This window comes from Kitasatospora sp. NPDC032150, from assembly GCF_055579945.1.
Genome location: NZ_JBVIMH010000001.1, coordinates 180814 through 206730, shown reverse-complemented (window position 1 = coordinate 206730; position 25917 = coordinate 180814). Strand labels below are relative to the sequence as shown.

The following is a 25917-nucleotide window of genomic DNA, read 5'->3' as shown; positions in this document are numbered from 1 at the left end:
AGCTAGGCGCAGGGCCGGCGCGCGGGCCGCGTCCCTTCGGGCAGGGGCCTGCCCGAAGGGACCTACGGTCACGCCATGGTGTCGAGGATCTCCCGGACCATGTCCACGGTGGTGCCCGGGTGGAGGAAGGCGAAGCGGGCGACGGTCTCACCGTCCCAGCCGGTCGGGGTGACGAAGCCGATCTGGTCGGCCAGCAGCTGCTGGGACCAGCGGTAGTAGTCCTCGCTGGTCCAGCCCTTGCGGCGGAAGCAGACGGCGGACAGCTGCGGGTCGTGCAGCAGTTCCAGGTGCTCCGTCCCGCGGATCAGCTGGGCGGTCTCCCGGGCCAGCTTCAGGCCCTCCTCGATCGCGTCGGTGTACGCCTGGGTGCCGTGCACCGCGAGGGAGAACCACAGCGGGAGGCCGCGGGCGCGCCGGGTCAGGTGGTAGGCGTAGTCGGTGGGGTTCCACTCGTCGCCCTCGGTGTGCAGGACGTCCAGGTAGGAGGCGTCCTGGGTGTGCACGGCGCGGGCCAGCTGCGGGTTGCGGTAGATCAGGGCGGCGCAGTCGAACGGTGCGAACAGCCACTTGTGAGGGTCGACCACGAAGGAGTCGGCGTGCTCGATGCCGTTGTAGCGCTCGCGGACCGAGGGGGCGAACAGACCGGCGCCGCCGTACGCGCCGTCCACGTGGAACCACATGCCGCGCTCGCGGGCGACCTCGGACAGGCCCTGGAGGTCGTCGACGATGCCCTCGTTGGTGGTGCCGGCGGTGCCGACCACGGCGATCACGGTCTCGGGGTGGGGGTCGGCGGCCAGCGCGGCCCGCAGTGCCTCGCCGGTGAAGCGGCGGTCCACGGCCGGGACCTTGAACGCCTCCACGCCGATGATGTTGAAGGTGTTCTTGACCGAGGAGTGCACCTGGTCGGCGATGGCGATCCGAAGCCGGGCCTCCGGACCGACGCCGAGCTTGCGGCGCGCGGTGTCACGGGCGACCACCAGGGCGGAGAGGTTGCCCGCCGACCCGCCGGAGACGAAGGTGCCGCCGGCCGTCTCTGGCAGGCCGGCCCGGTCGGCGATCAGGCGCAGCACCTGGTTCTCGGCGGCGATGGCGCCGGCCGCCTCCAGCCAGGAGATGCCCTGCAGAGAGGCGCAGGAGACCACCATGTCGAAGAGCAGCGCGGCCTTGGTCGGGGCGCACGGTATGAAGGAGAGGTAGCGCGGGCTGTCGGCGGAGATGACGGCCCGGGAGAGCTCGTGGTCGTAGAGCTTGAGCACGTCGGCGGGGTTGTTGCCGTGCTCGTTCAGCAGGCCGGCCAGGTGCGCCCGCAGGTGCTCGCCGTCGCCGGGGTGGTCCAGCGGTACGGGGTCGTACTGCAGCCGCTCGCGCATGTAGTCGAATACCAGGTCGACCAGCTCTGCGTCGGGCCGGTGCATGCGGTTCGGGGCTGCGGACACGAGGGTCCCCTTCGCTGTGGGGTAGCAGGGAGAGCCGGGGCACGTGGGGCCGCCCGGACACGATCAGCGTAGGCAGCGGCCCGGTTGCCGCGCGCGTCGGAAAGGGGCTGCTCGGGCAGGATTCGGGCGTGTTGAGAACGCGCTACGCAGGATTCCTGCGTACGGGTGATCCGGGCGGTCAGCCGATGAGCTGGGAGAGCACCACGGAGCTACGGCTGCGCTGGACACCGGGTTCCTTGCGGATGCGTTCGATGACGGCTTCCAGGTGGCGGGTGTCGGCGGCTCTCAGGTGCACCAGGGCGTCCGGATCGCCGGTGACCGTCCAGGCGGCGACCACCTCCGGGAACTGGCGCAGGCTGGCGAGCAGCTCCTCGGGCGAGGTGCGGGCGCGGCAGTAGACCTCGACGAAGGCCTCGGTGCGCCAGCCGAGCAGGGCGGGGTCGAGCACCACGGTGAAGCCGCGCACCACGCCGCGGGCCCGCAGCCGGTCGATCCGGCGGCGGACGGCGGTGGCGGAGAGGTTGGCGAGCAGCCCGATCTCGGCGTAGGAGGCACGGCCGTCCCTGCTGAGGTGCTCCAGGAGCAGCCGGTCGGTCTCGTCCAGCAGTGACGCCCCGCCGAGGTCTGACGGTCGGTGCGTGCTCATCGGTGCTGGCTCCACGGGTGTCGTGCGGGTCTGGCGTCGCCGGTGGGCGAGGATACGCCGCCGACGGGGGTTTCCGGAGGGGCGGCGGAGGACGGCGGGACGGCTCCGCGGTGGTGTCCGCAGAAACGTCGCACCGCCCTATTCTGACGAAAAGTCTTGATCAGTCCACCAGGAGGACGATCTTGCCCCTGGTCCGCCCCTCCGCGTTGAGGGCCTGGGCGCTGGCCGCCTGGGCGAGCGGAAAGGTCGAGGCCACCGGCACGGTCAGCTTTCCCTCGTCGGCGAGGCCGGCGAGTTCGGTGAGGTCGGCGGCATCCGGACGGACGAAGACGTAGCGGCCGCCGTGGGCGACCACGCCGTAGTCGGCGACCGAGGCGATCCGGCCCGGGTCGGCGACCAGTTCCAGCGAGACCGCCACCGCCGCCCCGCCGACCAGGTCGATCGCCGCATCCGCCCCGTCCGGCGCGAGCGCCCGCACCCGGTCGGCCAGCCCCTCCCCGTACACCACCGGTTCGGCGCCCAGGCTCCGCAGGTAGGCGTGGTTGCGCTCGCTCGCGGTGCCGATCACCCGGGCACCAAGCGCCTTGGCGATCTGGACCGCGAGGCTGCCGACCCCGCCCGCCGCCGCGTGGATCAGCACCGTCTCTCCCGGGCGCACCCGCACCGTCTTGACCAGGCACTGGTAGGCGGTGAGCCCGGCCAGCGGGAGGCCGCCCGCCTGGGCCCAGTCGAGGGCGGCGGGCTTGCGCGCCAGCGTACGGACCGGTGCGGAGACCAGCTCGGCGTAGGTGCCGTACTCGACCCAGTCCTTGCGGACGTAGCCGATCACCTCGTCGCCGGGTTTGAACTCGGTGACCGCGCCGCCCACCGCCTGGACCACCCCGGCCAGGTCCCAACCCATGATCAGCGGGAAGTGGACGTCCAGCATCCCGTCCAGGTACCCCTCGCGGATCTTCCAGTCCACGGGGTTGACCCCGGCCGCCTTCACCCGCACCAGCACCGAGTCCGGGGCCACCTTGGGGTCGGGGAGTTCGGTGTACTCGACGACCTCGGGGCCGCCGTACCGCCTGATCGCGATTGCCTTCATGGCACCAGCCAACGCGATCCGGGCCCGGGTACCGGTCGAACCACGCCGGAAGCGTGCTGGAAGCCGCCATAACGGAGAGCGGTTCTCATCACATCGACACGATGGCCATCGTCAGAGTGACGCTAACGGGTTATCATCGATAGCGTCAGATAGACGAGAAGGCCCCCGCGGCGAAGCCGCAAGTCGGCAGGGGCCGAACCCGACCGGCCGCACAGGAGGGCACCCGCCCGTGACCACCACCACCGAGACCCACGGCGTCGACCCCACTCCGACGCCCCTCGCTCTGCTGCTGCTCGGCCGCCAGGCCGACCCGAACAGCGAGCGCGGCGTCGAGTGCCCCGGGGACCTGCCCCCTGCCTCCGACCCCGACCTGGTCGAGCGCGCCCGCGCGGCCAAGGCGGCGCTGGGCGACCGCGTCTTCATCCTGGGCCACCACTACCAACGCGACGAGGTGATCGAGTTCGCCGACGTCACCGGCGACTCCTTCAAGCTGGCCCGCGACGCCGCCGCCCGTCCCGAGGCCGAGTACATCGTCTTCTGTGGTGTGCACTTCATGGCCGAGTCCGCGGACATCCTGACCTCCGACGCCCAGCAGGTCGTCCTCCCCGACCTGGCGGCCGGCTGCTCGATGGCCGACATGGCCACCGCCGAGCAGGTCGCCGAGTGCTGGGACGTGCTGACCGAGGCCGGTATAGCCGACGTGACCGTCCCGGTCTCGTACATGAACTCCTCGGCCGACATCAAGGCGTTCACCGGCAAGCACGGCGGCACCATCTGCACCTCCTCCAACGCCAAGCGGGCACTGGAGTGGGCGTTCGAGGAAGGGGCGGCGCGCAGCGCCTCGATCGAGGGCGATGGTGGGCGACGGGTGGGCCAGAAGGTGCTCTTCCTGCCCGACCAGCACCTGGGCCGCAACACCGCGGTGCTGGAGATGGGCTTCTCGCTGGACGACTGCGTCCTCTACAACCCGCACAAGCCGAACGGCGGGCTGACCGCCGAGCAGCTGCGGAACGCCAGGATGATCCTCTGGCGCGGGCACTGCTCGGTGCACGGCCGCTTCAACCTGGACTCGGTGAACGAGGTCCGCGCGCGGATCCCCGGCGTGACGGTCCTGGTGCACCCGGAGTGCAAGCACGAGGTGGTCACCGCCGCCGACATGGTGGGCTCGACCGAGTACATCATCAAGGCGCTGGACGCCGCGGAGCCCGGCTCCAAGTGGGCCATCGGCACCGAGCTGAACCTGGTCCGCCGGCTGGCCAAGGCGCACCCCGACAAGGAGATCGTCTTCCTCGACCGCACGGTCTGCTTCTGCTCGACCATGAACCGGATCGACCTGCCGCACCTGGTCTGGGCGCTGGAGTCGCTGGTCGACGGCCGGGTGCCGAACGTGATCACCGTCGACCCGGAGACGGAGAAGTACGCCAAGGCCGCGCTGGACCGGATGCTGGCCCTGCCGTAGCCCTCAGCGCGGCAGAAGGGCGGGCCCCCTGGAGGGGCCCGCCCTTCTGTTCTTGCCACGGAACCTACTCCGCGAAGCCGGGGATTATCCCCTCGCCCTCGCTCAGCAGCAGCCGCCTGACCTCGTCGAGGCTCGCCTCCGCGTCGGGGAGGATCAGGTCCGACGGCTCCAGCGAGTCGTCCGGCACCCGGGTGCCGAGCTGCCTGACCGCGTCCAGCAGCTTGCCGTATGCCTCCCGGAACCTCGTCTCGTCACCCGAGTCGAGCGCCGTGAGCAGCTCGTCGTCGAGCTGGTTCAGCCGGTTGAGGTGGTCCTCGCCCACCTCGTACTGACCCTCACCCATGACCCTCATGATCATGCCGGTGCGTCTCCCTGTTCGTTGCAGCTCTGTGCGGTGCGGCTCAGGTCACTTCTTGTAGTTGATGGTGGGCGGCGCGTCCTGCGGCGCGGCGGCGGGCTTGCCCTGCTCGATCGCCTGCGGGGCGGCGGCCGGGCCACCGGTGAGCTCGGCCTTCATCCGGGCCAGCTCCAGCTCGACGTCGTTGCCGCCGGCCACCCGCTCCAGCTCGGCCTCGATGTCGTCCTTGCGGCCCAGACCGCTGGCGTCGTCCAGCGCGCCCGAGGCGAGCAGCTCGTCGATCGCACCGGCCCGCGCCTGCATCTGCGCGGTCTTGTCCTCGGCGCGCTGGATGGCGAGGCCCACATCGCCCATCTCCTCCGAGATCCCGGAGAAGGACTCCGCGATCCGGGTCTGCGCCTGGGCTGCGGTGTAGGTGGCCTTGATGGTCTCCTTCTTGGTACGGAAGGCGTCCACCTTGGCCTGAAGGCGCTGGGAGGCGAGGGTGAGCTTCTCCTCCTCGGCCTGGAGCTGCTGGTACTGGGTCTCCAGGTCGGTGATCTGCGACTGGAGGTTGGCCTTGCGGGTCAGGGCCTCGCGGGCGAGGTCCTCGCGGCCCAGCGAGAGCGCCTTGCGGCCCTGGTCCTCGTACTTCGCCGACTGCTGCTGCAGTTGCGTCAGCTGGAGCTCCAGGCGCTTGCGGGAGGTGGCCACATCGGCGACACCCCGGCGGACCTTCTGCAGCAGTTCGAGCTGCTTCTGGTAGGAGTAGTCGAGCGTCTCGCGCGGGTCCTCCGCCCGGTCCAGGGCCTTGTTCGCCTTGGAGCGGAAAATCAGCCCCATACGCTTCATGATTCCGTCGCTCATGGGCCTCGGGTGCCCCCTTCTCGGGCCTGCGGTTCCGTCTCGTTGCTGACAACCTTGAGTGTAGGTGCAGCGGGCAACTGCCCGCAGTGCACCTGCCTGCTACAAGACTGCTACAGGCGCAACCGCTCGAACCTCATCCCGAGGGTGGATCCGGCCCCGGTCCATGATCCATCACGGGTAGGGGGTCCCGTAGGGGAAGAGGGCCGGGAAGCGCTGCCCGGGACCGGGGGTGCGCCGGATCGATACCGGTTTGGGTCCGAAGGGGCGGTAAGAAGCCCGCGGCCAGCACGTACGCTGGTGGTGTGTTCCGACGCCGCTCAGATGATGCCTCCTCCTCCGCCACCGTGGTGGCCGAGCAGGACGAGACGACCCCCCGCCACCCCGAGGCGAAGAAGGGCCGCCCCACCCCCAAGCGCAGCGAGGCCGAGGCCAACCGCCGCAACCGGGTGACCGTGCCCAAGGACCGCAAGGAGGCCGCCCGCCAGTCCCGCGAGCGGCTGCGCGCCGAGCGGGAGCAGCAGCGCCTGGCTCTGCTGAACGGCGACGAGCGCGCCCTGCCGCTCCGCGACAAGGGCCCCGTGCGCCGCTTCACCCGCGACTACATGGACTCGCGCTGGACGATGGCCGAGTTCTTCCTCCCCTACGCGGTGGTGGTGCTGGTCCTCAGCATCGTGCGCAACCCGATGCTCCAGCTGGTCGCCCAGCTGCTGTTCCTGCTGTTCTTCGTGCTGGTCATCCTCGACTCGGTCCGGCTGGGCCTGGGCCTGCGCAAGGCGCTGGCCGAGCGCTTCCCGAACGACAACACCCGTGGCGCGGTCGCGTACGGCCTGATGCGCACTCTGCAGATGCGGCGGCTGCGACTGCCGAAGCCGCAGGTCAAGCGGGGCGAGCGGCCCTGACCGCCGAGCCGGTTCCGCCGCAGTCGTACTGGGTCTCCCCCGCCTGGCCGGAGGGCCCCGGGCTTTCTCCGGTGCCCGGTGCGGTAGTTCCCGCCGCGGTGCCGCCTGCTGCGGCGGGTGCGCTGCCCGGCCAGGGTGCCGGGGCGCACGACCGGCTGCCTGCGGCCCGGCCCTTCGGACAGCCCGGGATGTCGTGGCTGGAGCGGCAGGGCGGGCTGCGCAACCTGGTCCGGCAGGAGCTGGTGGCCCGGCAGCTCGCCGAGCAGCTGACCGGGCGGACCGGCCTGCGGGTGCTGGACGTCGGCTGCGGCCAGGGCACCCAGGCGCTGCGGCTCGCCAGGGCCGGCCACCTGGTCACCGGGCTCGACCCCGACCCGGTCACCCTCGGTGCCGCCCGGGCCGCGCTCGCGGCCGAGCCGCCCGAGGTGCGCGACCGGGTCCGGCTGCTGGGCGGGGACGGCCACCAGTGCGGACGCTGGTTCGGCCCGCGCAGCTTCGACGTGGTGCTCTGCCACGGCGTCCTGATGTACCTGCCCGACCCGGACCCGATGCTCGCCTCACTGGCCCGGATCCTCGCCCCCGGCGGTGTGCTCTCGCTGCTGGTGCGCAACGCGGACGCGCTGGCCATGCGGCCCGGGCTGACCGGTGACTGGCGGGCCGTGCTGCACGCCTTCGACAGCGCCCGCTACACCAATCACCTCGGTCTGCCCGCCCGTGCCGACCGTCTCGCGGACCTGACCACCACGCTGGCCGGGCTGTCGGTCCCGCTGCGGGACTGGTACGGCGTCCGGGTGTTCACCGACGCCACGCCCGAGGACGCCGCGCCGGTGGACGGGCGGCAGCTGGCGCAGCTGCTGGACGCCGAGGAACGGGCCGGGCGCGAGGAGCCGTACCGGCGGGTGGCGGCCCTGCTGCACGTGATCGGCGCCAAGTAGCGACCGACGGGGTCAGGGCCGGGCAGCCGTCGGGCGGGCGCTCTTCAGAAGGGCTGAGGGCTCCTCAGGGAGCTCCTCAGGGGCGCGGGAACCGTGCGGGGAGCGCTCCGCGGTTCAACGAGGGCCGTCGCGCAGCGCCTCGCGCCCCAGGACGTCCCGGCCACCGGCCGGGACGGAGGGTCACTCGGCGTGCAGGCTCATGGTGTAGATCTCGCGGCCGTCGTCCAGGAGCGCGGCCCGGTCGGCACCGTCCTCCAGCAGCTGCTTCCAGCCCTCGCCGATCCAGGACTCCGCGTCCCCCTGACTGGCGAACTCCTCCTGGCCGCCGGGCGGCTCGATGAGGGTGCCGTCCGCCTTCTCGTACCGCCACGTGAACACCATGCCGGGCTCCTCCCGCCTCGGGACCGCTTCGTCTCCGTCGTGCGCTGCAGTTGCGCACACTAGCGTGCCCGGACGAACCGCCCTCATGCCTCGTCAGGCAGGATGTGGGACATGGCACTCCCCCGCACCCTGATCCTCGGCGGCGCCCGCTCCGGCAAGTCCACCCGGGCCGAGCAGCTGCTCGCCCCGTACCGGGACGCGCTCTACGTGGCCACCGGCGGCACCCGTGACGGCGACCGGGAGTGGGCCCAGCGGGTCGCCCTGCACCGGGAGCGGCGACCGGACTCCTGGCGTACCGCCGAGACCTGCGACCTGGTGCCCGTACTCGCCGACCGGGCCGACCGCGCGCCGGTGCTGATCGACTGCCTGGCGCTCTGGCTGACCGCCGTGATGGACGAGTGCGGCGCCTGGGACGACGCGGCGTGGATCGGCGGTGCGGAGCGCGCGGTGCAGCGGCGCTGCGACGAGCTGGCCGAGGCCTGGCGGCTGACGGAGCGTCAGGTGATCGCGGTGAGCAACGAGGTCGGCATGGGGGTGGTCCCGGCCACCGCCGCCGGCCGGCGGTTCCGGGACGCTCTCGGCCGGCTGAACATGGCGGTGGCGGACGCCTCTGAGCGAGTGCTGCTGGTGGTGGCCGGGCAGGTGCTCACGGTCAAGCCCGCCGCCGGGTAGCGGGTGGGTGGGCGGCTTCGAGGGCCACCACCGCAAGTCCGCCTCTGCCGTGTAGATTTCAGCTCGATGGACACCACCGTGGATCTCGATACGTTCTCCTCGCTCGTCGAGCGCCCCGACGACAGCGCCCGCCGCTCCGCCGAGGAGCGCTGGCAGCAGCTCGACAAGCCGCGCGGCGGCCTCGGGCAGCTGGAGGAACTCGGCAGCTGGCTGGCCTCCGTGCAGGGCGACTCGCCGGTGCGGCCGCTGACCGCCGCCAAGGTGCTGGTCTTCGCCGGCGACCACGGCGTGGCCGGTCTCGGCGTCTCCCGCCCCGGCGCACCCGGCACCGCTCAGCGGGTGCAGGCGGTGCTGGACGGCACCGCCCCCGTCGCGGTCCTGGCGCACCGCTACGGCGCCGAGGTGCGGGTGGTGGACCTGGCGGTCGACGCCGTCCCCGGGACCTTCCCCGCCGAGGTGGAGCACCAGCGGGTGCGGCGCGGCTCCGGGCGGATCGACGTGGAGAACGCGATCAGCCTCGACGAGGCCGCGCAGGCCTTCCGGATCGGTGCGGCCATCGCCGACGAGGAGGCCGACTCCGGAACCGACCTGGTGCTGCTCGGCGACCTCGGCGCCGGCTCGACCACGGTCGCCGCGGTCCTGATCGGCGCGCTCTGCGGCACCGACGCGGCCGCCGTCACCGGGCGCGGCTCGGGCATCGACGACCGGGTGTGGATGGTCAAGTGCGCGACCGTACGCGATGCGCTGCGGCGGGCCCGCCCGGTGCTGGGCGACCAGCTGGCGCTGCTCGCGGCGGTCGGCGGAGCGGACTTCGCGGCCATCACCGGGTTCCTGCTGCAGTCCGCGGTGCGCAAGCTGCCGGTGGTGCTGGACGGGGTGGTCTCGGCCGCCTGTGCACTGGTCGCGCAGCGGATCGCGTTCCGGGCACCCGAGTGGTGGCGGGCCGGACAGGCGAGCGGCGAACCCGCGCAGGCCAAGGCCTTCGACCGGCTGACCCTGACCCCGCTCCAGGAGCTGGGCGTTTCGATGGGCGAAGGGGTCGGTGCGCTCCTGGCGCTGCCGCTGCTCCAGGCCGCCACCGACACGCTCGCGGATCCGGCCGAGGTGCTGCGGATCCAGCGGGTGACGGCCGGGCCCAAGGAGCCGCCGCGCCTGCCCACGGCGGCGGAGCTGCTGGCACGCGGCTGAGCGCCGCCCGGGGGCGCGTGGCACGGCGCACCCCGGCCGCAATGCCTCCCTGTGACGTGGTCGGCAGTGCCGGGCGGCCCGGCAGCGCGCCCTCGGGAGGTGCGCTGCCGATCATGCGGTTCGCCGCCGGTTCGAGCGAGTGGGGATCTGGAGCATTGACCCGAAGTGCCGGTGAGGCGCCCTCGTGGGGGGAGGGGGTGCGGTTCGCGTTCGGGACGCTGTCGGTGCTGCGTGTACGGGTCGAGCGGTGGGACCGGGCGGCCGGCGGACGGGCGATGGTCTGCGCCCCGCTGGTCGGGGTCGTGCTCGGGGCGCTCGCGGCGGGCGCCGGCGCGCTGGTCGACTGGCGCGCGGGCGGACTGCTCGCGGCGGTGGCCGCGGTGGCCGTACCGGCCTGGCTGACCCGCGGGCTGCACCTGGACGGACTGGCCGACGTGGCGGACGGCCTGGGCAGCGGGAAGCCGGCCGAGGACGCTCTGCGGATCATGAAGCAGTCGGACATCGGGCCATTCGGCGTACTCACCCTCGTCCTCGCGCTGCTGGCCCAAATCGCCGCCCTGACCGGGCAGTTCGCCGACTCCACCCGGCACGGCGCGCTGGCCGTACTGACCGCCGCGGTGGCCGCTCGCTGCGCGCTGTCCTGGGGCTGCCTGCGGTCGGTTCCCGCCGCGCGACCGGGCGGGCTGGGTGCGATGGTGGCCGCCACGGTGCCGCCGGCCGGTGCGCTCGCCGTCTCCGCGCTCGCGGGGCTCGGCCTTGCCGCGGCGGGATGGGCGGACGGCTGGGCGGCGCTGCGCTACCCCGGCGCGCTGCTGGCCGGCCTGGGTGCGGCGGGCCTGCTGCTACGGCGCTGCGTGCGGCGGTTCGGCGGCATCACCGGGGACGTGCTCGGTGCGCTGGCGGAGACCGCCGCCACCGCCGCACTGCTCACCCTGGCGCTGACCGGATGGTGACGGTGGGTCATGACGGAAGACCTGGACCGATGTTGGGTGAATTGCGGCCAATTGCGAGGTCCGAGGCACCCGTTCGCCAGGAAACCGGGCCCATCCCGAGGGCGGCGTGATCCCATCATGCGGACTAACATGCGGGGAGCACCGTTACCCTGCGCCCTGTTCCAGCGGAGCACGCCGGGGTGATGCCGGTGCGGCACCGGCGCCGCACCCGGCTGTGGACCGTGAAAGAACAGGACTCATCTACGTGACTGCATTGTCTGTGAGCACCTCCTCCGCCGCCACGCTGCGCGCGGACGCCCTGGTGATCGGTGTCGGCAAGGGCCCCAAGGGCCTCGTGGTGGCCGATGGCGCCGAGGTCGTGGCCGAGGCGTTCGAGGGCAAGCTGGCCGAGGTCCTCAGCACCCTGGGCGCGACCGGTGCCGAGGGCGAGTCGGTCAAGCTCCCCTCCCCCGTCGGCGTGAAGGCCGCCCTGGTGGTGGCCGTCGGCCTCGGTGAGGTCTCCGACGAGGGCTACAGCGCGGAGGCGCTGCGCCGTGCGGCCGGTGTCGCCGCCCGCACGCTGGCCGGCATCAAGAAGGCCGCGCTGGCCCTCCCGGTCGCCTCGACCGAGGAGTTCGAGGCCGTCGCGCTCGGCGGTCTGCTCGGCTCGTACAGCTTCACCGCCTACAAGGGCGGCGAGAACGGCAAGGCTCCGGTCGGCGAGCTCGTGCTGCTGACCGACCGCAAGGGCAGCAAGGACGCCAAGGCCGCCGCCGAGCGTGCCGCGGCGATCGGCGAGGAGATCAACCGCGCCCGCGACCTGGTCAACGCCGCCCCGAACGAGCTCAACCCGAAGTCCTTCGCCGCGATCGCCCAGGCGGCCGGCAAGGAGCACGGCCTGAAGGTCGAGGTGCTGGACGAGAAGGCGCTGGCCAAGGGTGGCTTCGGCGGCATCCTGGGCGTCGGCACCGGCTCGGCCAACCCGCCCCGCCTGGTGAAGGTCGCCTACACCCACCCGAAGGCCAAGGCCACCCTGGCCTTCGTCGGCAAGGGCATCACCTACGACTCGGGCGGCATCTCGCTGAAGCCGGCCGGCCACAACGAGACGATGAAGTGCGACATGGCCGGCGCCGCCGCCGTGTTCGCCTCGGTGGTCGCCGCCAAGCGCCTGGGCCTGGCCGTCAACGTCACCGGCTGGCTCGCCCTGGCGGAGAACATGCCGTCCGGCTCGGCCACCCGCCCGGGTGACGTGCTGAAGATGTACGGCGGCAAGACCGTCGAGGTGCTCAACACCGACGCCGAGGGCCGCCTGGTGCTCGCCGACGCGATCGTCCGCGCCGGCGAGGAGAACCCGGACGTGATCGTGGACGTGGCCACCCTGACCGGCGCCATGGTGCTGGCCCTGGGCAACCGCACCTTCGGCGTGATGGCGAACCGGGACGAGCTGCGCGGCCGGCTGCACGCCGCCGCCGAGGCGGTCGGCGAGCAGTCCTGGCCGATGCCGCTCCCGGCCGACCTGCGCAAGGGCATGGTCGAGTCCACCATCGCCGACCTCGCCAACATGGGTGAGCGGATGGGCGGCGGCCTGGTGGCCGGCCTGTTCCTGAAGGAGTTCGTCGCCGAGGGCACCGACTGGGCGCACCTGGACATCGCCGGTCCGGCGTTCCACGAGGGTGCCCCGTACGGCTACACCCCGAAGGGCGGCACCGGCAGCGCGGTGCGCACCCTGGTCCGCTTCGCGGAGGAGACCGCGAACGCCTGACCCGACCGCCGGTGCCCGGCACCGGCGGACCGACCGAGGGCCCGACACCGTCCGGTGTCGGGCCCTCGGCGCATTTCCGGGTTACCTGTCGGTAATACAGATCGCCTCATTCCGGAACCGTGTTCGCTGGGGGCGAAACTTTCTTCCGCAGGGCGGAACCGCCCTGGTCCACGATCAACTGGATCCGGCCTCGCGCGGCCGGCAGCACCGTCGCGAGCTGCGACAATACCCACGAGATAGGTACATTTCACCCATCTGTTCGAGATCGCCGGGCCCGGCCGAGGCGGCCCCGGACATCAGTCGCCGCCAACAAGTGCGAAGATGTATTTCCGGCACGACTGGGCGCCTTACCAGGGCTTCCCCACCGGACCGTGACCGGCCCGGCGAACCGCACCCCTTTGCATGGAGGACGTGACGTGGCGAACGACGCCAGCACCGTTTTCGACGTAGTCATTCTCGGAGGCGGAAGCGGCGGTTACGCCGCGGCGCTCCGCGCCGCTCAGCTCGGGCTGAGCGTTGCGCTGATCGAGAAGGGTGAGCTGGGCGGCACCTGCCTGCACCGCGGCTGCATCCCCACCAAGGCTCTGCTGCACGCCGCAGAGATCGCCGACGAGACCAAGGAAGCCGCCGAGTTCGGCGTCCTGGCCACCTTCCAGGGCATCGACATCAACGGTGTCCACAAGTACAAGGACGACGTCATCGCCGGCCTGTACAAGGGCCTGCAGGGCCTGGTGGCCTCCCGCAAGGTCCACTTCATCCAGGGCGCGGGCAAGCTCTCCTCGCAGACCTCGGTGGACGTCAACGGCCAGCGCATCGAGGGCCGCCACATCATCCTCGCCACCGGCTCCGTGCCGCGCTCGATCCCGGGCCTGGAGATCGACGGCAACCGGATCATCTCCTCGGACCACGCGCTCAAGCTGGACCGCATCCCGAAGTCGGCCGTCATCCTCGGCGGCGGCGTGATCGGCGTCGAGTTCGCCTCGGTCTGGAAGTCCTTCGGCGTCGACGTCACCATCGTCGAGGCGCTGCCGCACCTGGTCCCGCTGGAGGACGAGAACTCCTCCAAGCTGCTGGAGCGCGCCTTCCGCAAGCGCGGCATCAAGTTCGAGCTGAAGGCCCGCTTCTCCGGCGTCGAGTACACCGAGACCGGTGTGCGCGTCTCCACCGAGAACGGCAAGCAGATCGACGCCGACCTGCTGCTCGTCGCCATCGGCCGCGGCCCGGTCTCGGCCGGCCTCGGCTACGAGGAGAACGGCGTCGCGATGGACCGCGGCTACGTCCTGGTCGACGAGTACATGCGCACCAACGTCCCGACCATCTCTGCCGTCGGTGACCTCGTCCCGACCCTGCAGCTGGCCCACGTCGGCTTCGCCGAGGGCATCCTGGTCGCCGAGCGCCTGGCCGGCCTCAAGCCGGTCCCGCTGGACTACGACGGCGTGCCGCGCGTGACCTACTCCAACCCCGAGGTGGCCTCGGTCGGCATCTCCGAGTCCAAGGCCGTCGAGCTGTACGGCAAGGACAAGGTCGTCACCCTCAAGTACAACCTGGCCGGCAACGGCAAGAGCAAGATCCTGAAGACCGCCGGTGAGATCAAGCTGGTCCAGGTCAAGGACGGCGCCGTGGTCGGCGTCCACATGGTCGGCGCCCGCATGGGCGAGCAGGTCGGCGAGGCCCAGCTGATCTACAACTGGGAGGCCCTGCCGGCCGAGGTCGCGCAGCTCATCCACGCCCACCCGACCCAGTCCGAGGCCCTCGGCGAGGCGCACCTGGCGCTGGCCGGCAAGCCGCTGCACGCGCACGACTGATCGCGGCTCTTACTTCCCCATTTCCCGTACGCAAGACTTGATAGGAGTCGCTGAAACCATGGCGGTCTCAGTAACACTGCCCGCGCTGGGCGAGAGCGTTTCCGAGGGTACTGTCACCCGCTGGCTGAAGGCCGAGGGTGAGCGCGTGGAGGCCGACGAGCCGCTGCTGGAGGTGTCGACCGACAAGGTCGACACCGAGATCCCCGCCCCGGCCTCCGGCATCCTGACCTCGATCAAGGTCGCCGAGGACGAGACGGTCGAGGTCGGCGCCGAGCTGGCCGTCATCGACGACGGCACCGGCGCCCCGGCCGCCGCTGCCGCCCCGGCCGCCGCTGCCGCCCCGGCCGCCGCTGCCGCCCCGGCCGCCGCTGCCGCTCCGGCTGCTCCGGCTGCTCCGGCCCCGGTCGCCGAGGCTCCCGCCGCTCCGGCCCCGGCTGCTGCCCCGGCTCCGGCCGCCGCCCCGGCCACCGCCGCTGCGGGCACCCCGGTGGTGCTCCCCGCCCTGGGCGAGTCGGTCACCGAGGGCACCATCACCCGCTGGCTGAAGGCCGAGGGTGACACCGTCGAGGTGGACGAGCCGCTGCTGGAGGTCTCGACCGACAAGGTCGACACCGAGATCCCGTCGCCGGTCGCCGGTGTCCTGGTGAAGATCCTGGTCGGCGAGGACGAGACCGCCGAGGTCGGCGCCCAGCTCGCGCTGATCGGTGCCGCGGGTGCCGCTCCGGCCGCCGCTGCTCCGGCTCCGGTTGCTGCCCCGGCTCCGGCCGCCGCCCCGGCCGCTCCGGCCCCGGCTCCGGCCCCCGCCGCTGCCCCGGCCCCGGCCCCGGCTCCGGCCCCCGCCGCTGCCCCGGCCCCGGCTCCGGTTGCCGCCCCGGCTCCGGTTACCGCCCCGGCTCCGGTTGCTGCCCCGGCTCCGGCCGCCGCCCCGGCCGCCGAGGCCGGCGACGCCTACGTCACCCCGCTGGTCCGCAAGCTCGCGGCCGAGCACGGTGTGGCCCTCTCGTCCGTCACCGGCACCGGTGTCGGCGGCCGCATCCGCAAGCAGGACGTCCTGGCCGCCGCCGAGGCCGCCAAGGCCGCGGTCGCCGCTCCGGCCGCCGCCCCGGCCGCCGCGCCGAAGGCCGCTGCCGCCGCGCCGTCCCCGCTGCGCGGTCAGACGGTCAAGATGACCCGCATGCGCAAGGTCATCGGCGACAACATGATGAAGGCCCTGCACGAGCAGGCGCAGCTGACCACCGTGGTCGAGGTGGACATCACCAAGATCATGACGCTGCGCGGCAAGGCCAAGGACGCCTTCCTCGCCCGCGAGGGCGTGAAGCTGTCCCCGATGCCGTTCTTCGTCAAGGCCGCCGCCCAGGCGCTGAAGAGCCACCCGGTCGTCAACGCCCGGATCAACGAGTCCGAGGGCACCATCACCTACTTCGACACCGAGAACATCGGTATCGCGGTGGACTCGGAGAAGGGTCTGATGACCCCGGTCATCAAGGGTGCGGGCGACCTCAACATCGCCGGTATCTCCAAGAAGACCGCCGAGCTGGCCAGCAAGGTGCGCGACAGCAAGATCACCCCGGACGAGCTGTCCGGCGCCACCTTCACCATCAGCAACACCGGCTCGCGCGGTGCGCTGTTCGACACCGTCATCGTGCCGCCGAACCAGGTCGCCATCCTGGGCATCGGTGCCACCGTCAAGCGCCCGGTCGTCATCGAGGCCGAGGGCGGCACCGCCATCGGCATCCGCGACATGACCTACCTGTCGCTCTCCTACGACCACCGCCTGGTGGACGGTGCCGACGCCGCCCGCTACCTGGTGGCCGTCAAGGAGATCCTCGAGGCCGGCGAGTTCGAGGTCGAGCTCGGCCTCTGATCGGCCTCTGATCGGCCGGTAGCCGCAAGGGCGGTGCCCCGTTCCGTCGCGTCCAGCGCGTACGGAGCGGGGCACCGCCCTTGGTGCGTACGGGAGTTGCCCGCAATGGGCGCGACTGGCGGTAACGTGGGCCGGTCTGGAGCTTCAGGGGGTGGGGCGTGGTGCGGGAGCGGGTCGAGGACCTGGTCGTGGTGGTGCCCGGGATCATGGGCAGCCGGCTCGTCGACGCGGACGGTCGACCGGTCTGGGACCTCTCCGGCGGCGCCCTGCTGCGGGGCATCCGGGCCTTCGCGGGCGCCGCCCCCAGGCTCGCCGTACGGTCGGCCGATCCCGACTTCGACGACGGTGTACGGGCCGTCGGCCTGATGCACGACCTGCACGCGCTGCCCGGCACCGGGCTCGCCGTCGACGGCTACTCACGCCTGCTGGACTGGCTGGAGCACCAGTTCACCCTCGATCGGCACCCGTCCGACAGGTCCCCGGCCAACCTGCTCGCGTTCGGGTACGACTGGCGGCTCTCCTGCCGCCACAACTCGGCCCGGCTCGGCGCCGCCGTCGAGCGGGCCCTCGACCGCTGGCGGGCCTCGGCCGCCAGCCGGCGGGAGGCCCGGGTCGTCTTCATCTGCCACTCGATGGGTGGTCTGGTCGCCCGGCACTACGTCGAGTGCCGCGGCGGCCGCGGGATCACCCGTCGGCTGATCACCCTCGGCACTCCGCACCGGGGTTCACCGGACGCCCTGCTCCACCTGGTCAACGGTGTGCACCGGGGCTGGGGCCGACTGGCCGTCGACCTCACCGCCTTCGCCCGCAGCCTGCCCTCGCTGCACGAGCTGCTGCCCGGCTACGGCTGCCTGCCCGGCCCCGACGGCTCCCTGCTGCGCCCGGCGGAAGTGGCCGGACTGCCCGGGGTGGACGAGCGGTTGCTGGCCGAGGCGGTCGCCTTCCACCGCGAGATCCGGCAGGCCGCCGAGTCCCGGGCCGGCCGTCCGGGCTATGAGCTGCTGCCCGTGACCGGAGTCCGCCAACCGACCGCAACCACGGTCGCCTGGGAGGGTGAACGACTTCTCCCGCTGGAGAGCATCGGCGGTGTGGACGAGGGCGGCGACGGCCGGGTCCCCAGGCTCTCCGCCTGCCCGCTCGGCCACCCGGGACCGGCCTCCGCCGTCCGTACCCCGTGCGAGCTGCACGGTTCGCTGCAGAACCACCGGTCCGTCCGGGAGGACCTGTGGGGCTGGCTCGCCCCCGAGCCGCCGTACCACCGGGGAGGTGAGGCGGACCCGGGCGGGCTGAGCGTACGGGCGCCGGAGCAACTGGCCCACGGGGAGGACTGCCGGATCGAGGTGGTCATCAATCAATTCGCCCCTTACACCGACGAGTTGGCAGTTCAGGTGAGCCTGGAGGAGTTGGGTTCACCCACCGGGGAGGTGCGGCGGCACGCGCTGCGAAACCTCGGGGGCGGCCACCACCGGACGGTGATCCAGGGCCTTGCGCCCGGTGCGTACCGGGCCGTGGTGAAGGACAGCGGGCGCACGGAGGCGGTCACCGCGCTGCTGCTGGTGAGCGACGAGTGACCCTGGGGCGGGGAGTCCGCCCGGGGCGGCCATCGGCTGCACCGGGGTCCCGAGCGCTTCCGGACCCGGCCCCGGGCCCCCGGCGAAGGCGCGCCACTCCGCACGGGCGTCAACGCACGCATTCGCCCTGACGAGCGGCGATGCTGGAGCGGTGATGTACGAGACGGACTTCTGGCAGCTCATCGACGAGACCCGGGACGCGGCCGACGGCGACCCCGACGACCAGGCCGACGCGCTGGTCGAGCGGCTCGCGCAGCTGACGCCGGACGATGTGCTCGACTTCGCGCGGCTCTTCGAGGCCCGGTTCCAGCGCGCCTACCGGATCGATCTCTGGGCGGCCGCGCACCTGCTGCTCGGCGGCGCATCGGAGGACGCCTTCGACTACTTCCGCTGCTGGCTGATCGGCCAGGGCCGGGAGGTCTTCGAGGGGGCCCTGCACCAGCCGGACGATCTGGCCGAGCTGGTACCGGACTTCGACGAGGAGGAGGACGGCGAGGCCGAGGACCTCGGCTATGCCGCCGACGAGGCGCACGAGCAGCTCACCGGGCTGCCGTTGCCCGATCTCGGGATCGAGCAGCCGAGCCGGCCCGAGGGCGCGCCGTTCGACTTCGAGGACGCCGCGCTGATGGCGAAGCGGTTCCCCAAGCTGTGGGAAAGGTACGGAAGTTGAGGGTGACGGCGAGCCTCAGTCGCCCGCGCCGCCCGAGCTCGCCCTGATGCCCTGGACGATCCGGTCGAGCACCGCCGGGTCCGGCGCCAGGGGGTCGTCGTCCACCGATCCGGTCAGCACGGTGAAGCCGCCGCCGTGCGCCGGGACGGCCACCACCAGGACGTACCCCTGGACGCCGCCCTTCGGCACCACGTGCCAGCGCTCGGCGAAGCCTCGCCTGCCCGCCACCGCGACCGGCCCGGAGGGCAGTTGCCGGTGCGAGGCGAGTTCGCCGAAGAGCGCCGGTGCGGTGTCCGCCATCGCCGCGCGGGCGACCGCGACCGCGTCAGGGCCGGTCACCGGTACCGTGCCGATGGCGAAGATGCCACGTGCACAGCCCGCCGGGGTGGCGCAGGAGTACGGGGTGGTGGAGAGGTGGACGGCGGCGTCACGGCTGTGCCGGTCCGAGGTCCAGCCGGCGGGCAGCGGGATGGTCCAACCGTGCACCGGGTCACTTACGGGGCCGTCCGGCGCCATGATGGTGGGGGTAGCATCCCGGGCCGGCCGTCCCGGGCCGGCCTTGGCGGTGCCGAGGAAGGGCAGCGCGGCGACGTCGTCCGGACCGTCCGAATCGGCGACGATCCAGACCAGCCCGGTGAGCGCCGCCGTCGCGAAGACGGCGACCACCAGGCTGACGATCAGCCCGCCGAGGGGCCTCCGCGACTTCCGCGCGGACGACGGAGCCGGTTCGGCCCGGTCGCCCCCGTCCCACCGGCCTTCCGGTGCGCCGCCGAACGCCCCGAGGCCCGGCTCTCGGTTCCGGCCCGCCGGAGTCGAATCGCTCACGTACGGTACCGTACCGGTCGCCGCCCGGCCTCGGCAGACGGCTTAGGACTCCTCGCCCGACCTTCGTCACGTCGCCCAGGTCGCAGAGGATCTGCAGCGGGGGATCAGGAAGCGGACCGGGCCGGCGCGTGCCGGGTTCAGGCGCGGTCCACCAGGTCGAGTCCCATCAGCACGTCGTCCACGTAGTGGCCGTCGAGGTGGAACTCCCCCGGCAGGATTCCGTCCACCGTAAACCCGGCCCGCTCGTAGAGCCGTCGGGCGTTCACGTTCCAGCCGAGCACCCGCAGGGTGAGGCGGCGGATCCGGTCGGCGCGGGCGGCCTCGACCGCGGCGTCGAGCAGCAGGGCGCCGATGCCCCGGCCCCGAGCCTCCGGCAGTACCGCGAAGCCCTGGATCTGGCGGATGTGTCGGTTGCTCTCCAGCGGCGTCGCCGGCACCTGCCGGACGTAACCGACCACCAGACCCTGCGACTCGGCGACCAGGAACTGCTCGGGTGCGCGCCGCTCGTTGAAGTACTCGACGTCCCTGGCGGGTTGCGGCAGGACGTCGCTCGTCCAGGACCAGGCCTCGTGGTCGATCACGGCGAGCTGCGGGCCGTCCTCGGTCAGTGCTCCTCGTATGGTCACACTGTCAGATCGCATGGCCGACATGCTATTCAGCGGGCGGCTCCCCGACCACGGTTTTACGACCTGGCACGATGGCCCCATGCGTATCGCGGTGACAGGGTCAACGGGTCTGATCGGTTCGGCGCTCGTCCGCTCTCTGCTGGCGGACGGCCACGAGGTGGTGCGGCTGGTCCGCCACCGGACGAGGACCGGCAGGCAGTCGGACGGCACGGTCGGGGTCGGTTGGAACCCGCATCGGATGCAGATCGACCGGGCCGGCCTCGACGGGGTCGAGGCCGTGGTGAACCTGGCCGGCGCCGGGGTCGGCGACCACCGGTGGACGGACTCCTACCGGCAGGAGATCCGGGACAGCCGGGTGCTCGGCACCGAGACCATCGCCGCCGCCATCGCCGGGGCCAAGGAGCCGCCCCGGGTCCTGGTGAACGCCTCCGCCGTCGGCTACTACGGCCAGACCGGCGACCGGATCATCGACGAGGACGCGCCCGCCGGGGACGACTTCCTGGCGCGGGTCTGCGTCGAGTGGGAGGCCGCCGCCCGGCCCGCCGAGGACGCCGGGATCCGGGTCGCGTACGCCCGCACCGGACTGGTGCTCTCGGCGGAGGGCGGCGCGGGCGGACGGCTGTTCCCGCTGTTCCGGCTGGGACTGGGCGGGCGGCTGGGCTCGGGCGACCAGTACTGGGCGGTGATCTCGCTGGCGGACGAGGTCGCGGCGCTGCGGTTCCTGATCGACCGGCCGGAGCTGAGCGGGCCGTTCAACCTCACCGGCCCCGAGCCGGTCACCAACCGGGAGCTGACCGAGGCGATGGGTCGCGGGCTCGGGCGGCCGACGCCGTTCCCGGTGCCGGAGCCGGTGCTGCGGCTGGCGCTCGGCGAAATGGCGGTGGAGGTCTGCGGAAGCCACCGGGTCCTGCCCAAGCGGCTCCTGGACGCCGGGTTCCGCTTCCGGCACCCGGATGCGGATTCGGCGGTACGGGCGGCGCTGGAGCGGCAGCCGGGCGCCTGATCCCCGGCCGGGCAGGGCCCTCGGGCCGCGGGACCGGCACCGTCGCGGCGGGACCGGCCGGAGCAGTGGGCCGGCACGGGCGATCCACTGGACGGGAGGGCCTTCCAAGCACCTGATCCGCCCAATGCCTCCGAGGGCACGGGACCGCGCGGCCAGCCCGCAACGGCGGTGCACCATTGCGCGCAAGACTCCTCGCGCCCCGGTATTGCGCCCTGCCGAAGGCGGGTGCCGGATCCGGTGCGGCGGACCGGACGTGGGGCACCCCGCGCACCCCGGGGTGCCGCACGCCGGCCGTGCCGCACCGGAATGTCCGGGGAACGTCCAGGGAGCGTACGGACCAGGGCGGGTGGGGCGGATGGAGGGGGCGCACGGTGGCATCCGGGCGGCGCGCCGTACGCCCCTGGTGACCGTACGCGCCCGCCGAACCGGGGAATGCGCCGTTCCTGCGCACAGTCCGTGACCGCACCCCGCACCATGCCGCCGATGCCCAGGGAGGCCCCCGATTCGAACGAACTTCTCTGCCTGATCGCCTCACTGACTGGGCATCACATCGTCGGACCGTACCCCGGCAGCCTGTTGCCCGCGTCGGCCGGTTCCCCAGGGATCAGGGAGGAGCACACTCGTGCCCGCACATGACTTCACTCGCCGCACCCGCCGGCAGTCCGATCCGGACGTCGTCGTGGTGGGCGCCGGGCTCGCGGGCCTGGCCGCCGCTCAGGCGCTCACCAGCCGAGGCGTGACCGTCCAGGTGCTGGAGGCGACCGAGCGGATCGGCGGCCGGACGGCCGGCCGCGAACTCGACGGCTTCCGCCTGGACAACGGCGGCCACCTGCTGAACACCGACTTCCCCGAGCCACGCCGCCGGCTCGATCTGGACCGGCTGGAGCTGCGTCCGCTCGCCCCCGGTGTCCTGGTGCACAGCGGGATCCGCCGCTACCGCGTGGGCGATCCGCAGCAGACCGCCGCCCGGCAGGCCGCCACCCGCGGCCCGCTGGGCAGCCCGCTGGACAAGGCCAGGCTCGGCGCCTCCCTCACCCGGCTCGCCGCCACCCCCGTCCAGCGACTGCTGACCCGGCCGGAGACCACCATCGCCCGTGCGCTGGCCGAGCGGGGCCTGGCCCCCCGCGCCGTGGACGGCTTCCTGCGCCCGCTGCTCGGCGCCCTGCTCAGCGATCCCACGCTCGGCACCAGCAGCCGGGTCGCCGACGTGGTGCTGCGCTCCTACGCGCGCGGACGGCTCTGCCTGCCCGCCGCCGGCATCGGCGCGGTCCCGGCGCAGTTGGCCGAACGGCTTCCCGCCGGGACGATCCGGCTCGGCGTCCGGGTCACCGCGATCGCCGCCGACGGCGTCGACACCGCCGGGCACGGACGTATCGCCGCCCGCGCGGTGCTGCTGGCCACCGACGCCCAGTCGGCGGCCACCCTGCTCCCCGGCCTGCGGGTACCGGACCACCACCCGGTGACCACCTACTACCACGCCGCGGACCGCTCACCGCTGGGCGAGGCCCTCCTGCTCCTCGACGCCGACCGGCCCGGCGGCCGGGCCGTGCTCTCCCACTCGCTGGTGCTGAGCGAGGTGGACCCCTCGTACGCACCGCCCGGACAGGCGCTGATCGCCACCACCGTGCTCGGACGCCGCAGCTTCGAGCCGGGCGGTCCCGCCGGGTACGAGCCGCTGGTCCGGCGCCGGCTGGCCGAGCTGTACGGCACGTCCACCTCGGGCTGGGAGTTCCTGAGCGTGCGCCACGTCCCGGACGCCGTGCCGGCGATGCCGCCGCCGCACAACTTCCGGCGCCCGGTGCGCCTGCTGGCCGGGCTGTACGCCTGCGGCGACCACCGGGACACCAGCACCGTGCAGGGCGCGCTGGTCTCCGGACGGCGGGCGGCGCAGGCCGTGCTGCGCGACCTCCGGGTACCGGCGACCGCGCGGGCGGCGGAGGCGGCGTAGCCGACTCGCTCCGGGCGGCCCGGGCACGGCGGCCGGCGTCGCGGACCAGCCGCGGCACCGGCCCGCCGTGCCCGCCTCGGGGTCCCGCGCCGATCCGGCCCGATACCGGGGGCCTGCGCTCAGATGACGCCGGTCTGGCGGGCGGCCTCCTCGAAGGAGCGGGCGGCCTGACTGCCCCGGTAGGGGGCCAGGCGGCGGTGGAAGTCGCGGAGGTACTCGACGGTGCGGGCCGAGCGCATTTCCCCCGCCGCCCGCAGGGAGTCGGCGGCGATGCCGCAGGCATCGTCCACGTCACCCATGCCGAGGCGGGCGGTGGCGAGCACCATCCGGCAGAAGATCCGGCTGCGGGCGAAGGCGGGGGCCCGCAGCCGCAGGGACTTCTCGGCGTGCTGGGCGGCCGGGCGCCACTGCTGGAGGTCCCGGTAGCAGTGGGCGAACTCGTCGGCCAGCTGGGCCTCGTCGAAGTGGCGGGCCCAGGTGGGCAGGTCGTCGCCGGTCCGGGCGGTGCCCAGGGCCCGTTCGCAGCGGACCATGGCGGTGGTGCAGGAGCGCACGTCGCCGACCAGGGCGTGGCCGCGCGCCTCGGCGGCGTGCATCAGGGCCTGCACGGTCGGCGGTACGGCGGTGCCGACGCCCTGCTGGGCCACTCTGGCGAGCTGGATGGCCTCCCGGCCGTGGCCCAGGTGGACTGCCTGCTGGCTCATGGTGGTGAGGACGTGGCCGCCGAGCGGCCGGTCCCCCGCCGCCTGGGACAGCCGAAGCGCCTGTACGAAGTACCGCTGGGCGAGGCCGTGTGCGGCGATGTCGAAGGACGTCCAGCCGGCCAGTCTGGTGAGGTCGGCGACCGCGCCGAACAGGGCCCGGCCGATCTGCTCGCCGTACCGGCCGCGCAGCATCGGTTCGGCCTCGCTCTCCAGGTACCGGACCAGTGCCTGCCGGGCGTGACCGCCGCCGTACGCCTGGTCCAGGGCGCGGAAGAGGTCGCCGACGGCACGGATGGCAGCGATGTCGCCCCGGCCGACCCGTAGCGCCGGGCGCTGCTCGCGTACGGCGGGCTCGCCCGGCTCGGTACCGGCGGCCCGGGCCGGACCGCCGGGGCCGCGGCTCTGGGACGGCACCCGAACCATCGGCGCCTGAACCAGCAGTTGGGCCGGGATGGCCGCCTGAGCCGGGGCGGCCGGGGTGCCGGGCCGGGCGCCGGGGATCGCCGGGCGGTCGTCCGCGCCCGGGACGGAGCCGTCGCGGGCGACCCGCTCGTCGGTGCGGCCGATCAGCCAGTCCCGGCTGGGGACGACCAGGCCGGCCGGGGTGAAGGCGATCCGGCGCAGCTCGGACTGCGGGCCGTTGTCCTTGCGCCACATGCTGGCGACGATGTCCACGGCCTCCTGCGGGGTCTCGGCGAACTCGAGTCCGGCGTAGACGGGGGCGCAGGCGTCCAGGCCGATGTCCTGGGCGGAGAAGCGGCGGCCGAGACGCCGGGTGAAGACCTCGGCGATCAGCGCGGGGGTGGCGCCGCGGGGCTGCTGGCCGCGCAGCCAGCGAGTCACGGAGGTCTTGTCGTAGCGCAGGTCCAGGCCGTGCTCCAGGCCCAGCTGATCGACCCGGCGGGCGAGACCGGCGTGCGAGAACCCGGCCTCCTCGATCAGGGCGGCGAGCCGCGGGTTCTGGGTCCGGTCGGCACCGTGGGTGCCGTGAGCGGCGCCGTGCACGGGCTGGACGTGCACGGCCTGGGCGTGCGCCGGCTGCGGGTCCGCCGCCTGGGTGGCCCCGGCGGACCGCAGGGCATCGGTCTGACCGTGGTCGTCGGCGTGCGGGGGTGTCCCGGCCGGCGCGTGGTGCGGGTCGAGCTGTCCGTACGTGTTCGTCGGGCGGTCGGTTGCGGGCGTTTGGGGCATGTCGGTCTCAACACCTCTCTAGCGCCGCACCAGTACCCCGGTACCCGGGGCGGCGCCCCCTGTCGGGAGTCGGCGTGAATGTAGCGGGCATTTTGCCGCTATGGGCGGATCTGGGCGGCCAATCCTCCGAACGGGTGACTCAGTGGCGCCCATTGTGAGGAAGGTGGGGCTGAACGTGTTTGGGTGCATGTGTGACTCCGCCCGTTTCCGTCCCATAGCGGTCAGCACCACTCGCATGCGGAGTGTTGTGGCGGTCCGTCACATAGGAGTGGGCGGCTGCGCGTTCCTACCGTTCTCAGCCATGGACACCACTTCCCGCCGCCCGCTCGACGGCCGTACGGCACTGGTCACCGGCGCCGCCTCGGGCATCGGCCGGGCCTGTGCGGAGGCCTTCGCCGCAGCCGGCGCCCGGATCTACGTCGTCGACGTGGCGGCCGCCGCGGCCGAGGAACTCGCCCACCGGACGGGCGGATCGGCCTTCGTCGCCGACCTCGCCGACCCCTCAGCCGTGGACGCGCTGCCGGACGACGCGGACATCGTGGTCAACAACGCCGGCCTGCAGCACGTCGCGCCCGTACACGAGCTCCCTCCGGAGCGGTTCGCGCTGATCCAGCGGATCATGGTGGAGGCACCGTTCCGGATCCTGCGCCGCACCCTGCCGCGGATGTACGCGCGCGGGTGGGGCCGGGTCGTCAACATCTCCTCCGTGCACGGTCTGCGGGCCAGCGCCTTCAAGTCCGCGTACGTGACCGCCAAGCACGGCCTGGAGGGGCTGAGCAAGACGGTCGCCCTGGAGGGGGCTCCGTACGGCGTGACCAGCAACTGCATCAGTCCCGCGTACGTGCGGACTCCCCTGGTGCAGCGGCAGATCGCCGACCAGGCCCGGGTGCACGGCATCCGGGAGGAGGAGGTGGTGGAGCGGATCATGCTCGCCCGCACCGCCGTCAAGCGCCTGATCGAGCCGGCGGAGGTGGCCCGGATCGCCCTGTGGCTGTGCTCCCCCGACAGCGCGTACATCACCGGCGCGAGCCTGCCCGTGGACGGCGGCTGGACCGCTCACTGAGGACTGCGCACCGATGGCCGTACGGCGGCGCGCGGTCGGCCGGGCG

The 25917-nt window shown here is 73.1% G+C and carries 22 protein-coding genes and 1 pseudogene; 14 read left to right on the top strand and 9 right to left on the bottom strand.

The window, feature by feature from the left end:
- Positions 1-68: 68 nt before the first annotated feature.
- The 3 genes from ACZ5ON_RS00890 to ACZ5ON_RS00880 form a co-directional block, all read right to left on the bottom strand.
- A complete protein-coding gene (locus ACZ5ON_RS00890) occupies positions 69-1436 on the bottom strand; it encodes a pyridoxal phosphate-dependent decarboxylase family protein (protein ID WP_465583021.1) in 1368 nt (455 codons plus the stop codon).
- A 178-nt stretch (positions 1437-1614) separates the two neighbouring features.
- The gene (locus ACZ5ON_RS00885) at positions 1615-2082 is read right to left on the bottom strand and encodes an Lrp/AsnC family transcriptional regulator (protein WP_465583018.1); all 468 of its coding nucleotides are present in this window, start codon (positions 2080-2082) and stop codon (positions 1615-1617) included.
- Positions 2083-2242: 160 nt separating this feature from the next.
- On the bottom strand, positions 2243-3169 hold the full coding sequence (locus ACZ5ON_RS00880) for an NADP-dependent oxidoreductase (protein WP_465583015.1): 927 nt from the start codon (positions 3167-3169) through the stop codon (positions 2243-2245).
- 229 nt (positions 3170-3398) lie between these two features.
- On the opposite strand from ACZ5ON_RS00880, the gene nadA reads away from it, so the two are divergent.
- Positions 3399-4628 carry a quinolinate synthase NadA gene (gene nadA, locus ACZ5ON_RS00875; RefSeq protein WP_465583010.1) on the top strand — a complete coding sequence of 410 codons (1230 nt, stop codon included), beginning with the start codon at positions 3399-3401 and terminating at the stop codon, positions 4626-4628.
- Positions 4629-4692: 64 nt separating this feature from the next.
- On the opposite strand, the gene pspAA is transcribed toward nadA, so the two are convergent.
- Together pspAA and ACZ5ON_RS00865 are read right to left on the bottom strand one after the other, a co-directional pair.
- Positions 4693-4986 carry a PspA-associated protein PspAA gene (pspAA, locus tag ACZ5ON_RS00870; protein ID WP_344634147.1) on the bottom strand — a complete coding sequence of 98 codons (294 nt, stop codon included), beginning with the start codon at positions 4984-4986 and terminating at the stop codon, positions 4693-4695.
- Positions 4987-5034: 48 nt separating this feature from the next.
- Complete coding sequence (locus tag ACZ5ON_RS00865; protein WP_465583004.1) at positions 5035-5808, bottom strand: PspA/IM30 family protein; 774 nt, start codon at positions 5806-5808, stop codon at positions 5035-5037.
- A 326-nt stretch (positions 5809-6134) separates the two neighbouring features.
- Between ACZ5ON_RS00865 and ACZ5ON_RS00860 the strand changes: the two genes are divergently transcribed.
- Together ACZ5ON_RS00860 and ACZ5ON_RS00855 are read left to right on the top strand one after the other, a co-directional pair.
- Positions 6135-6731 carry a DUF3043 domain-containing protein gene (locus ACZ5ON_RS00860; protein ID WP_465583001.1) on the top strand — a complete coding sequence of 199 codons (597 nt, stop codon included), beginning with the start codon at positions 6135-6137 and terminating at the stop codon, positions 6729-6731.
- A gap of 188 nt (positions 6732-6919) precedes the next feature.
- On the top strand, positions 6920-7666 hold the full coding sequence (locus tag ACZ5ON_RS00855) for a methyltransferase domain-containing protein (RefSeq protein WP_465583922.1): 747 nt from the start codon (positions 6920-6922) through the stop codon (positions 7664-7666).
- A 180-nt stretch (positions 7667-7846) separates the two neighbouring features.
- On the opposite strand, the gene ACZ5ON_RS00850 is transcribed toward ACZ5ON_RS00855, so the two are convergent.
- The gene (locus tag ACZ5ON_RS00850) at positions 7847-8047 is read right to left on the bottom strand and encodes a hypothetical protein (protein WP_465582996.1); all 201 of its coding nucleotides are present in this window, start codon (positions 8045-8047) and stop codon (positions 7847-7849) included.
- Positions 8048-8170: 123 nt separating this feature from the next.
- Between ACZ5ON_RS00850 and cobU the strand changes: the two are divergent.
- The 8 genes and pseudogenes from cobU to ACZ5ON_RS00810 form a co-directional block, all read left to right on the top strand.
- Positions 8171-8719 (top strand): annotated as a pseudogene (gene cobU / locus ACZ5ON_RS00845) (bifunctional adenosylcobinamide kinase/adenosylcobinamide-phosphate guanylyltransferase); the annotation flags it as partial.
- A 66-nt stretch (positions 8720-8785) separates the two neighbouring features.
- Positions 8786-9907, top strand: coding sequence for a nicotinate-nucleotide--dimethylbenzimidazole phosphoribosyltransferase (locus ACZ5ON_RS00840; RefSeq protein ID WP_465582991.1), 1122 nt, complete (start codon positions 8786-8788; stop codon positions 9905-9907).
- Positions 9908-10020: 113 nt separating this feature from the next.
- Positions 10021-10860 (top strand): adenosylcobinamide-GDP ribazoletransferase, encoded by an 840-nt coding sequence (locus tag ACZ5ON_RS00835; RefSeq protein ID WP_465583919.1) that lies wholly within the window; start codon positions 10021-10023, stop codon positions 10858-10860.
- 244 nt (positions 10861-11104) lie between these two features.
- Positions 11105-12601: a leucyl aminopeptidase gene (locus tag ACZ5ON_RS00830; RefSeq protein ID WP_465582987.1), complete on the top strand. Its 1497-nt coding sequence runs from the start codon at positions 11105-11107 to the stop codon at positions 12599-12601.
- A gap of 416 nt (positions 12602-13017) precedes the next feature.
- Complete coding sequence (gene lpdA / locus ACZ5ON_RS00825; protein ID WP_344634153.1) at positions 13018-14406, top strand: dihydrolipoyl dehydrogenase; 1389 nt, start codon at positions 13018-13020, stop codon at positions 14404-14406.
- A gap of 58 nt (positions 14407-14464) precedes the next feature.
- A complete protein-coding gene (gene sucB, locus ACZ5ON_RS00820; protein WP_465582982.1) occupies positions 14465-16270 on the top strand; it encodes a 2-oxoglutarate dehydrogenase, E2 component, dihydrolipoamide succinyltransferase in 1806 nt (601 codons plus the stop codon).
- Between the two features lie 158 nt (positions 16271-16428).
- Positions 16429-17841: an esterase/lipase family protein gene (locus ACZ5ON_RS00815; protein WP_465582975.1), complete on the top strand. Its 1413-nt coding sequence runs from the start codon at positions 16429-16431 to the stop codon at positions 17839-17841.
- A 154-nt stretch (positions 17842-17995) separates the two neighbouring features.
- Positions 17996-18511 carry a DUF4240 domain-containing protein gene (locus tag ACZ5ON_RS00810; protein WP_465582970.1) on the top strand — a complete coding sequence of 172 codons (516 nt, stop codon included), beginning with the start codon at positions 17996-17998 and terminating at the stop codon, positions 18509-18511.
- Between the two features lie 15 nt (positions 18512-18526).
- Here the strand turns inward: ACZ5ON_RS00810 and ACZ5ON_RS00805 are convergent, their stop codons facing one another.
- Both ACZ5ON_RS00805 and ACZ5ON_RS00800 read right to left on the bottom strand, forming a co-directional pair.
- Positions 18527-19336 carry a hypothetical protein gene (locus ACZ5ON_RS00805; RefSeq protein WP_465582967.1) on the bottom strand — a complete coding sequence of 270 codons (810 nt, stop codon included), beginning with the start codon at positions 19334-19336 and terminating at the stop codon, positions 18527-18529.
- A gap of 137 nt (positions 19337-19473) precedes the next feature.
- Positions 19474-19977 (bottom strand): GNAT family N-acetyltransferase, encoded by a 504-nt coding sequence (locus ACZ5ON_RS00800; protein WP_465582964.1) that lies wholly within the window; start codon positions 19975-19977, stop codon positions 19474-19476.
- Positions 19978-20041: 64 nt separating this feature from the next.
- Here ACZ5ON_RS00800 and ACZ5ON_RS00795 point away from each other — a divergent pair, with 64 nt between their 5' ends.
- A complete protein-coding gene (locus tag ACZ5ON_RS00795; RefSeq protein WP_465582961.1) occupies positions 20042-20965 on the top strand; it encodes a TIGR01777 family oxidoreductase in 924 nt (307 codons plus the stop codon).
- A gap of 622 nt (positions 20966-21587) precedes the next feature.
- Positions 21588-22913 carry an NAD(P)/FAD-dependent oxidoreductase gene (locus tag ACZ5ON_RS00790; RefSeq protein WP_465582956.1) on the top strand — a complete coding sequence of 442 codons (1326 nt, stop codon included), beginning with the start codon at positions 21588-21590 and terminating at the stop codon, positions 22911-22913.
- 119 nt (positions 22914-23032) lie between these two features.
- Here the strand turns inward: ACZ5ON_RS00790 and ACZ5ON_RS00785 are convergent, their stop codons facing one another.
- A complete protein-coding gene (locus ACZ5ON_RS00785) occupies positions 23033-24808 on the bottom strand; it encodes a regulator (RefSeq protein ID WP_465582952.1) in 1776 nt (591 codons plus the stop codon).
- 301 nt (positions 24809-25109) lie between these two features.
- On the opposite strand from ACZ5ON_RS00785, the gene ACZ5ON_RS00780 reads away from it, so the two are divergent.
- Positions 25110-25871, top strand: coding sequence for a 3-hydroxybutyrate dehydrogenase (locus ACZ5ON_RS00780; protein WP_465582950.1), 762 nt, complete (start codon positions 25110-25112; stop codon positions 25869-25871).
- Positions 25872-25917: the final 46 nt, after the last annotated feature.